Source organism: Arthrobacter sp. 05L45_2 (assembly GCF_056397525.1).
The window spans coordinates 1-9,959 of sequence record NZ_JBFTNO010000112.1 but is presented as its reverse complement, the minus strand read 5'-3'; the positions used below and the strand labels follow the sequence as shown (position 1 = coordinate 9,959).

At 68.8% G+C, this 9,959-nt stretch carries 9 protein-coding genes; 6 read left to right on the top strand and 3 right to left on the bottom strand.

Annotated features, from left to right (window positions below; genetic code table 11):
* Positions 1–41: 41 nt before the first annotated feature.
* Both AC1DHD_RS10085 and purN read right to left on the bottom strand, forming a co-directional pair.
* Complete coding sequence (locus tag AC1DHD_RS10085) at positions 42–1,022, bottom strand: collagen-like domain-containing protein (RefSeq protein ID WP_476879585.1); 981 nt, start codon at positions 1,020–1,022, stop codon at positions 42–44.
* A gap of 161 nt (positions 1,023–1,183) precedes the next feature.
* Complete coding sequence (purN, locus tag AC1DHD_RS10080) at positions 1,184–1,759, bottom strand: phosphoribosylglycinamide formyltransferase (RefSeq protein WP_476879584.1); 576 nt, start codon at positions 1,757–1,759, stop codon at positions 1,184–1,186.
* A gap of 39 nt (positions 1,760–1,798) precedes the next feature.
* Between purN and AC1DHD_RS10075 the strand changes: the two genes are divergently transcribed.
* Positions 1,799–2,230 carry a hypothetical protein gene (locus AC1DHD_RS10075; RefSeq protein ID WP_476879583.1) on the top strand — a complete coding sequence of 144 codons (432 nt, stop codon included), beginning with the start codon at positions 1,799–1,801 and terminating at the stop codon, positions 2,228–2,230.
* A 64-nt stretch (positions 2,231–2,294) separates the two neighbouring features.
* Here AC1DHD_RS10075 and AC1DHD_RS10070 read toward each other — a convergent pair whose 3' ends face one another.
* Positions 2,295–3,617, bottom strand: coding sequence for a cell division protein PerM (locus tag AC1DHD_RS10070; RefSeq protein ID WP_476879582.1), 1,323 nt, complete (start codon positions 3,615–3,617; stop codon positions 2,295–2,297).
* Positions 3,618–3,782: 165 nt separating this feature from the next.
* Here AC1DHD_RS10070 and AC1DHD_RS10065 point away from each other — a divergent pair, with 165 nt between their 5' ends.
* The 5 genes from AC1DHD_RS10065 to AC1DHD_RS10045 all read left to right on the top strand — a co-directional run.
* Entirely contained in the window at positions 3,783–4,250 is a 468-nt protein-coding gene (locus tag AC1DHD_RS10065; protein WP_476879581.1) for a DUF4383 domain-containing protein, read from the top strand.
* A gap of 858 nt (positions 4,251–5,108) precedes the next feature.
* Complete coding sequence (locus tag AC1DHD_RS10060; protein WP_476879580.1) at positions 5,109–6,314, top strand: glycosyltransferase family 4 protein; 1,206 nt, start codon at positions 5,109–5,111, stop codon at positions 6,312–6,314.
* Entirely contained in the window at positions 6,311–7,699 is a 1,389-nt protein-coding gene (locus tag AC1DHD_RS10055) for a UDP-glucose dehydrogenase family protein (protein WP_476879579.1), read from the top strand. Before AC1DHD_RS10060 ends, AC1DHD_RS10055 begins: the two co-directional genes overlap by 4 nt.
* Positions 7,700–7,827: 128 nt before the next feature.
* Entirely contained in the window at positions 7,828–9,615 is a 1,788-nt protein-coding gene (locus tag AC1DHD_RS10050; RefSeq protein WP_476879578.1) for a putative bifunctional diguanylate cyclase/phosphodiesterase, read from the top strand.
* A 50-nt stretch (positions 9,616–9,665) separates the two neighbouring features.
* The coding region (locus tag AC1DHD_RS10045; RefSeq protein WP_476879577.1) for a PAS domain-containing protein at positions 9,666–9,959 on the top strand (294 nt) is incomplete at its 3' end.

The following is a 9,959-nucleotide window of genomic DNA, read 5'->3' as shown; positions in this document are numbered from 1 at the left end:
CCGTAAGTGATAGGGCATCCGGGGTGGATGCCGGCTGTCGGCTACTGGATGCAGGTCACCGACACCGAGAGGGTGTTGGTCTTGAGCTGGGTGACGGACCAGCCGATGGGCTGACCTCCAGCACCGACCACGGGCTGGCTGGCCAGTACCTGGTTGCCGTTGCCGGAGTTGAGGGAGAACCCGCCGCCGGTGGCCACCTGGCCCGCGGGGCAGCTCGCCACCACCGTCAGCGTGGCGCCGCTGGCCGTGGCCACCGACACGCTGGTGGATGCAGCAGCACCCGTGGCACCGGTGGCACCTGTCGCGCCGGCCGGCCCCACGGGACCCGTGGCGCCGGTCGCACCCCGGAGCCCGGTGGCGCCTGTTTCGCCTGTTTCGCCCTTGGCACCGGTAGCGCCCGTGGCGCCGACAGCCCCGGTGTCGCCCTTGGCCCCGGCAGGCCCGACGTCGCCCGTGTCACCCTTCGCGCCCTGGGCTCCGGTGTCGCCGGTCTTCCCGGTTTCGCCCTGGACGCCCTGGACGCCCTGGGCCCCCGTGGCTCCGGTGGGGCCTACCTCGCCGCTGTCACCCTTGGCCCCGGTGTCGCCCTTCGCACCGGTCTCCCCGGTGTCGCCCTTGGCGCCGGTTTCACCGGTCGCGCCCTGGGATCCGGTGTCACCCTTATCGCCCTTCTCGCCTTGGAAACCCTGGATGCCGATGGCCCCGGTTTCACCCGTAAGGCCGGTCAGGCCCTGGATTCCGCGGGGATCGGCAACACCCTGAATCCCCTGTGCACCGGCGACTCCCTGGACACCCTGCATGTTCCAGGTGATCGGCGTCTCCTTCTTCAGGTCGCAGGACTGTCCGGCCGTCAGCACCCGGAGCTGACCGCCGTTGTTGACGTTGTAGCAGCCGTTGATTTCCCCGGTACCGGACGTGGTCGAGGCAGCGTAGGCGGCAGAAATGGCGCCGGTCCCGAGGACAAGCGCCGCGGTGAGGCAAAGAACTTTCGGACTGGTTTTGGCAAAGCTGAAGTGTGGCACGTGAGACCCCCAGGGACGCAAGAGACGAATGAGACTGCGCGCCAGACTATGGCCCTATTCCCCGCGTAAACCGGTCCGCTAATACTCGAATTTCGCCATCCAGTACCCGACTTTTTCGCCGGGTACTCGCTTTTACCGCCCCGACTACTTGGACCGCCGGATCAGGCCGCAGTAACGCCCGCGGCGAGGGTCTTCAGGGTGGACACCAGCAGCCGCCGTTCCACCGTCTTGATCCGCTCGTGCAGCGACTCCTCGGTGTCACCGTCGAGCACGGCGACGGCCTCCTGCGCGATGATCGGGCCCGTGTCCACCCCGGCGTCGGCCCAGTGGACCGTGCAGCCGGTGACCTTCACGCCGTACGCCAGGGCGTCGCGGACACCGTGCGCGCCCGGGAACGCCGGCAACAAGGCCGGGTGAGTGTTCAGGTACTTGCCGTCAAAGGCGGCGATGAAGTCGGCGCTGACAATGCGCATGAACCCGGAGGATACGACGACGTCGGGCCTGTACGCGGCGACGGTGTCGGCGAGCGCCGCGTTCCACGCAGCCCGGTCCGGGTACGCCTTGAAGTCCACCACGAACGTCGGGATGCCGGCTGCCGCGGAGCGCTCCACCCCGTAGGTCCCGGACCGGTCCGCGCCCACAGCGGCGAGCTCGACCGCCAGTTCGCCGGCCGAAACGGCGTCGATAACAGCCTGCAGGTTGGAACCGGTACCGGAGACGAGGACAACAATGCGCATTGACTTAGCTTATGGGGCCATTCGCGTACGCTGGAAAATATGAATTCGCCCCACGAGCCGGACCCAGCACAACGGGGCCCAAACCCCCGGACCGACGCGGGCAAGGCATCGCTGCTGCGGACCCACAATTTGTTCCGCACCTTCATAGTGGTGGTGCTGGGAGCGTTCTTCGTTTTCCAGCTGGACGTCAACTACCTCTGGCTCACCGCCATCCTCACAGCGGCTGCGGTGGCTCTCGGCGTCGTGCTGCTGGTGCGCGCCACCCGGTTCAAGCAGTCCCGGCTGGTGCTGTTCGGAACCATTTCCGGCCTGCTGGTCACCGCCGTGATGGTCCTGGTGGTTGTCACCTCGGCGGTGTTCTTCAACCAGGTCCGCGACTTCCAGCAATGCTCAAGGCACGCCCTCACTGAGCAGGCAACCTCGATGTGCCGGACGCAACTGGAGAAGTCGCTGCCCATGCAGCTGCGCTGAAGGCCGCCCGCCGTCGTCGTCCCTGCCGGGGCCTGTCGATTTAGGGATCAGCCGGCTTGCGGGGTCAGTCGGCCTCGGCGGCGAGTTCCAGCTCTGTCTCGTGCAGCTTCTGGCGCCGTTCCAGCCACGGCCCGGCGGCGTAGCCGATCACGACGCCGATCCCCGTTTCGGCCGCGACGAAGATGGCAGTCGCCAGCGGATCCGGTCCGATGTCCGTGAGCCTGCCGATGCCGGCGGATCCGCGGGCCAGCCAGGCCAGGGCCGCCGCGAGGACACCCGCCACGGCGCCGATCATGGCGCCGAGGACCAGCGTCGAGACCGTGGCCGTGAACCAGCGCGCCTTGACCTTGATCGAGAGCCATTCGTCGAAGTGGTTTTCACCCTCGCGCAGGAACCACCAGCCCGCCAGGAGCCCGGCCAGGGCAGGAACCACAAGGGCCACGAAGCCGTACTCCAGCGCGCCGGCCGGGAGGGCGGCGAACACCGGGATGGAGGGCAGCGGTCCGACGGCGGTGGCCAGCGGCCCGGCGTGGGACCCAGCGCCCAGCGCGAAGCCGGAGCCGGAGGTCCAGGAGAGCGCGAAGATGGCAAGGTTGGGCAGGTAGCCGAGCTGCGCGATGGTAAGCGCCGCACCGCCTACGGGGCCGGCGTCGAGCGCTTCATACACGGCGATGATGAGGTTCCAGTGGATGATCAGGTCCACGGCGAGCAGGGCGGAGGCCATCGCCAGGGTGGCCATCACGGCCACGAATCCGGCCTTGACGGCGGATCCGAGGTAGGACCCGGCCCAGCGCGAGTGCTGGCTGGTGCGCGAGAGCCAGGCCACGGCGTCGACGCCGATCAGCCGGCTCCAGGAACCGGCTTCCCGGCGTGCACCGATCACCATGCCGAGGGCGAACGGGATCAGCGGGACCAGGGTGGCGTACCAGAGGCTGACGCCGACGTCGGAGGTGCGGCAGACGAAGCCGGTGGCGAACCCGAACGCGCCGTACATCAGCCAGGACCCCAGCAGCGCCTGCCAGAGCTGGTCCGTGTACGAGGCCCGGGCCAGCCGCCGCCCCGCACGCCACGCGAGCAGGAACGGGATGAGCGTCAGGCCCAGCGGAATCAGCGAGAGCGTGCCAGTTTCGGGGCGGCCGGCGGTACCGGCACCCACGGTCTCCAGCAGGAGCGGGACGCCGTGGATCAGCAGCCAGGCCTGGCCGGCCAGGCGGGCCAGGAATTCGAAGCCGTTCTCGCGGAATCCGGCCGAGGCCCAGACCGCGACGATCGGGACCACCACGATCAGCGCCGAGATCACAGCGGCCTGCGCGGACTCCAGCGCACCCTGTAGCCAAAGGGGCATCGGAAGGCCACGGTTTCCGGTCTGATCAGCGCGCAGTTTCATCGTGTTCCATGGTGCCACGCGCCGGGCACCGCGCCCCGCTCCGACAGGCGCTATGCCCCGGAAATCAGCCCGCCGCGTGCGGGCGGCCCGGCTCCGGACCGGCGCTTTTTCCGGTGCCCCGCCGTAAAATTTTAAGTGTCCGCAAACAGTGGTTGGAGGCAGAAAATGACTACCGCATCCCCACATGCACACGGCGTACATTTCGGACGGACTGATGTCCAAAACGTCGGCATGGGTGTGGGTATTGTGCTACTTGCCGTGGGCGTCCTGGGATTCATCCCGGGCATCACCGCGCAGTACAGCGAACTGAGGTTCCTCGGACCCGATTCCAGGGCCATGTTCCTCGGCCTGTTCCAGGTGTCCATGCTCCTGAACATCGTTCAGCTCGCCATTGGCGCCGCCGGCTGGACCATGTCCCGCAACGACATGGGAGCCCGGAACTTCCTCATGGGCTTCGGCCTTTTGTACATCATCTTTGGCGTTTACGGGCTGATCGTCGGCGTGGGGTCGGCGGCCAATTTCATGGCGTTCAACACCATGGACAACTGGACTCACATGGTGCTGGGCGTGGCAATGATTGGCRCCGGCTGGCTGCTCGCGAGGCATCTGGCCGATGACGCACAAACCCGGTAACTGAACTCCGGGAAAAGGGAGCCGCGAATGAGGACCGATTTTCAGTAATCCAACAAATTCGCACTACCTGCTGGTGTGGGCCCCTGGAGCGTTATAGGTGTCCGCACCAGCTTCCTGCTGTGGGGGGTGGGGTGCGTTGGGTGGCTCGGATGCGGGGTGGCTGCGGTGCGTAGCCGGGGTGCGTTGGGTGGCGGGGGTGCGTTCCCTCGGAGCGGAGCCGGTTGTCATCGGCACGGTTCTCGGGGCGTGCGGGCCAGTGTTGGGGCTGACCCGAGGCTGCTCGTTGGTTGTAGGCGACGGGCGAGTCCTGATTTGAGGGCTCCAGGGCCCAACTTGAGCGTGGTCCTTCGTCCATTCGCCACATATGGCCGCAATGGGGTTCTCCAAAGCGGCCCTTTGTGGCAAACGGCGTCGGAGTAGGGAACGCTCTCCGGCCACTCCCCGGTCCGGCGCGCTCGGTATGGGCGCGGACCCCTGGACCTTCTCCAGCCCCGAGCCGACGTCGATTTGCCACTTATGGCCGCTTCGCGGGGTGGTTTAGCGGCCACTTTTGGTGAATCGGGTGGTCACAGCGCAGGCCACCCAAGTCTCGACTTCGCAGCCGACACCAGGAAGCACCCAGCCCCAGCTCCGCCGATCACTCCACGAAGCCGCCCGATCAGCTCCCGGTCCCGCGCTCCGCCCACTCTACCGGCGCAGCAGCCCCGGTCAGCCCGCCCACCCCGAGCCAGCATCGACCCCACCCCGAAACCCCTCCCCGCAGGAACCCCAGCCATGCACACGCTTGTTAACCCACTCTTCCCCTGCAGGCCACGCCGACGCCCCCGCCCCGTCAGCGGCCGCGGCCACCGTGGAGGCGTGAGGATCGCACTAGTCGCCGAATCATTCCTGCCCCAGATGAACGGGGTCACGCACTCCATCCTGAGGGTCCTGGAGCACCTGCAGGACCGGGGCGACGAGGTGCTGGTAATCGCGCCCTCCACGCAGGACACCGACGTCCCCGCAGAGGTCCACGGCGCGAAAATCCACCGGCTCCCCTCCGTCCCCCTGGCCGGCTACACGAATGTACGGGTGGCGTTGGGCGGTGTGGCCCGGGTCAAGCGAATCCTTGCCGGCTACGCGCCCGACGTCGTCCACCTCGCCTCCCCGTTCGTGCTTGGCTGGCGGGCAGCCCAGGCCGCGCATCAACTCGGCATCCCCAGCGTCGCCATCTACCAGACCGAAGTCCCCGGCTACGCGGCGCGCTACGGCGTCCCGTTCCTGGAGAACTGGGCGTGGAACCGGGTGGAGCAGATCCACCTCCTCGCCACCCGCACCCTGGTCCCCTCCACCTTCGCCCGCGACCAGTTCCTGGGCCGCGGCATCCCCCGCGTTCAGATGTGGCGCCGCGGCGTGGACACCCGACGGTTCAGCCCGGAGAAGCGCGACGACGCGTGGCGGGCCTCCGTGGCCCCGGACGGCGAGCGCATCATCGGCTACGTGGGACGTCTCGCCGTCGAGAAGCAGGTGGAGGACCTGGCCGTACTCGCCGACATCCCCGGGACCAGGCTGGTGATCGTCGGCGACGGGCCGCAGCGCGAAGCCCTCGAAGCCGCGCTGCCCCGGGCCGTGTTCACCGGATTCCTGGGCGGCGAGGACCTGGCCCGGACCGTCGCCTCCTTCGACTTGTTCGTCCACCCGGGCGAGTTCGAGACCTTTTGCCAGACCATCCAGGAAGCGATGGCCTCCGGCGTCCCCGTGGTCGCCACCGGGCGCGGCGGCCCGCTGGACCTCGTGGAAAACTCGCGGACCGGCTGGCTCTACAAACCGGGAGACCTCGCCGAGATGCGGTCCCGCGTGGCGGACCTGACGGGCGACGACGCCAAGCGCCGCGCGTTCGCCGCCGCCGCGCACGCTTCGGTCCAAGGCCGGACGTGGGAGGCACTCGGACGGGAACTCGTCGGTCACTACGAGGCCGTCCAGGCCAACCCCGCCGTCCAGTCCAACCCCGCCAACAGAGCCACCACCCCGGCCACGAGACCAACCGCAACCACCACCGCCCCTACCAGAGGAGCAACCCTGTGAAGATTTCCGTGATCGGCTGCGGCTACCTCGGCGCGGTGCACGCTGCCACCCTGGCCTCGATGGGCCACACCGTCGTGGGGATTGACGTCGACGCCGCCAAGATCGCCCAGCTGGACCGCGGCACCGCCCCGTTCCACGAACCCGGCCTGGACGAGCTCCTCCGCGATGGCCGCGCCAACGGCCGGCTCGCGTTCTCCACCAGCTTCGCCGACGCCGCCAGCGCGCAACTGCACTTCCTCTGCGTCGGGACACCGCAGTCCAAGACCTCCGACGGCGCCGACCTCAGCTATCTCGTCTCAGCGATCGAGTCGGTGCTGCCGTTCCTGGCCCCGCGCGCCGCCGTCGTCGGCAAGTCCACTGTGCCGGTGGGAACGGTGGAAATGCTCCGCGGAGTCCTCGCAGGCCGGCCGGACGTGCTGCTTGGCTGGAACCCCGAGTTCCTCCGCCAGGGCACCGCGGTCAAGGACTCGCTGGTCCCGGACCGGCTGGTGTACGGCGTACCGGGCGGCAAGGACTCGGCCAAGCGCCCGGACAGCACGGGCGCGGCCGTCACGTCCGTCCTGGACACGGTCTACGCTCCGCTTCTCTCCGCGGGCATCCCCCGGCTCGTCTGCAACTTCGCCACAGCGGAACTGATCAAGTCGGCGTCGAACGCGTATCTGGCCACCAAACTGAGCTTCATCAACGCCATGGGCGAACTCTGCGACGCGTCGGGCGCCGATGTGACCGAGCTGGGCGAGGCGATGGGGCTGGACCCGCGGATCGGCGGCCGGTACCTGCACGCCGGGCTCGGCTTCGGCGGCGGCTGTCTGCCCAAGGACATCCGGTCACTCCGGGTGCAGGCGCAAACGTTGGGCGTGGACTCGGTGGACGCCTGGATGGCCGCGGTGGACGGGATCAACCGGAGCCAACGCTCCCGCACCGTGGAGGCGGCACGGGAACTCTGCGGCGGCCAGCTCGGCGGCCGGCGCGTGACCGTGCTGGGGGCAGCCTTCAAGCCGGACACCGATGACATCCGCGACTCCCCGGCCCTGGATGTTGCCCAGCAGCTGGCCGACTCCGGCGCGCACGTCACCGTCACGGACCCGGCAGCGATCAACAACGCCTGGCTGCGCTACCCGCAGCTGCGCTTCGAGGCCGAGGTGGAGCAGGCGCTCGACGGCGCCGAGCTGGTCCTGCTGCTAACGGAGTGGGAGGCCTACCGTGCGCTGTCGCCCGCGGCCGCCGGCGGCCTGGTCCGGCGCCGGAATATCCTGGACGCCCGGAACGCGCTCGACGCCGCCGCCTGGTCCGCGGCCGGCTGGACGGTGCGCGGGCTGGGACGGTCCGACGCCGGGACCCCCGTGGACGCGGCGGCCTGGGACCGGCTGGCTACCGCCGACTGAGCGGYAGCACCCCAAACCCGACGGATATCCGCGCGGCGGCGCCCCGGCCCCGCTCTGCACCCTATGATTTCTGTGGGGAGGATTCTCATGGAACATCGTTGGTCTCACAATCGCTCGGCTCCGGCCGCGTGAACACTTCTGCGCGCACCGAAGAGGACGCCAGGCTCCGCGAAGCCATGTCCCTGCTCTCGGCCACCCTGGAGTCCACCGCGGACGGMATCCTGGTGGTCAGCGCCGAGGGCCGCATCTCCTCCGTGAACAACAAGTTCCTGACCATGTGGGGCATCCCCCGCGACCTGGTCGACGCCGGCGATGACGAGGCCGTGATCGGCTCCGTGCTCGGCCAGCTGCAGGACCCCGAGCAGTTCCTCGCGAAGGTCACGGCCCTGTACGCGGACCCGGCGGCTGAGAGCCACGACGTGCTGCACTTCCGCGACGGACGCACCTTCGAACGCTACTCCCGCCCGCAAAAGGTGGAGGACCGCGTGGTGGGCCGAGTCTGGAGCTTCCGCGACGTCAGCCAGGCCCGGCGGGACCAGGACCAGATCAACCGGGCCATGGCGGACCTCGCCCAGCAGGCCAGCCAGCTCAAGACCCTCGCGTTCCAGGATCCGCTGACCGGGCTCTCCAACCGCCAGCTCTTCAACGACCGGCTGGCGCACGCCCTGGCCGGGCCCTGCGGGACCGCCGTCGACGTCCTGCTGCTGGACCTGGACGACTTCAAGGAAGTCAACGACGTCCACGGCCACCACGCCGGGGACCAGATGCTGATCGAGGTGGGCCGCCGGCTCCGCGCCTGCGTCCGGCCCAGCGACGTTGTAGCACGGCTGGGCGGCGACGAATTTGTGGTCCTCCTGGTCGGCTCGCTCGATGCCGACGCGGCCGCCCAACGGATCATCGAATCCCTGAAGGTGCCGGTCTGGCTCGACGGGACCATGCTGCGCCCGAGCCTGAGCCTGKGCCTGGCGTCCATCGGTGAGGACGCGGGCGACGCCTCCGAGCTGCTCCGCCGCGCGGACATCGCCATGTACGCGGCCAAGTCCGCCGGGAAGAACCGCTACCTGCGCTTCCGCCCGGAAATGATGACCGAACTGCTGGAACGCACCCACCTGGAGGCCGGGCTGCGCGCCGCCGTCGACAACGGTGAACTCGCGGTGCACTACCAGCCGATTGTCTCCTCGAGCCTGGGCACCGTGGTCAAGGTCGAGGCGCTGGTCCGCTGGGAACGCGACGGGCGCCTGGTCCCGCCGCAGCAGTTCATTCCCGCCGCGGAGCGCAGCGGCCTGATCGTGGAAATCGGCACCGAGGTGCTGCTGCGCGGCTGCACGGAGCTGGGACCCTGGCTGTCCGAGGACCCCACCCGCTCCCTCGCCATCAACGTCTCCGGCGTCCAGCTGCAGCAGGGCAACTTCCCGGAACTGCTGTTCGCCACCGCCGGCTCCTGCGGCGTGGACCCGCACCAGCTGGTCATCGAGGTCACCGAGAGTGTGTTCTTCGAGGACGAATGCCAGGTGCGGCGCCAGCTGGTGCAGCTCCGGAGTGCCGGGGTCCGGGTGGCGTTGGACGACTTCGGCACCGGGTACTCCTCCCTGGGCCGGCTGCAGGACCTGCCAGTGGACACGCTCAAGATCGACCAGTCGTTTGTCGCCATGATCCGCACCGGCACCGAGCGCCTGCCCATCCTGAACTCCATGATTGACATGGCCCACGGACTGGGCCTGAACGTCACCGCGGAGGGCGTCGAGACCCGGGAACAGGCCGAATACCTGATGGCCCGCGGCTGCAACTTACTCCAGGGCTACCTGTTTTCCCGGCCCCAGCCCGCCGACAGCCTGGGCACGGCCCTCGCAGCCTCGGCGCGGACCATCGCCGGCCTGCGCGGCGACACCACTGCCGAAACCCAGCGGGTTCTGTGATTTGGGTCTCAGGGCCCTATGATGCTTGAAGTTTACTGACCACCTGGACGGTGGACCCGAGTACCGAACGCCTGGGGGCTGGCATCGACGTGGAACAAGGTTTAGCGGAAACCCTGCTGACGCAGGGCCCTGACGCGTTGCTGCTGCTGACCACCGAGGGGATCATCACGTTCCTGAACCCGGCAGCGGAGCGCCTGTTCGGCTACTCCCAGGACGAGCTGATCGGCGTCGAACACCACCGCCTGCTGGTGGAGGACGACCGCGGCGGATTCCTGCGGGTCTGGAGCCGGCTGGGCCGCTCGGGCACCTTCGGCACCAGCCCGTTCCCCGGGATGGGGCTGCAC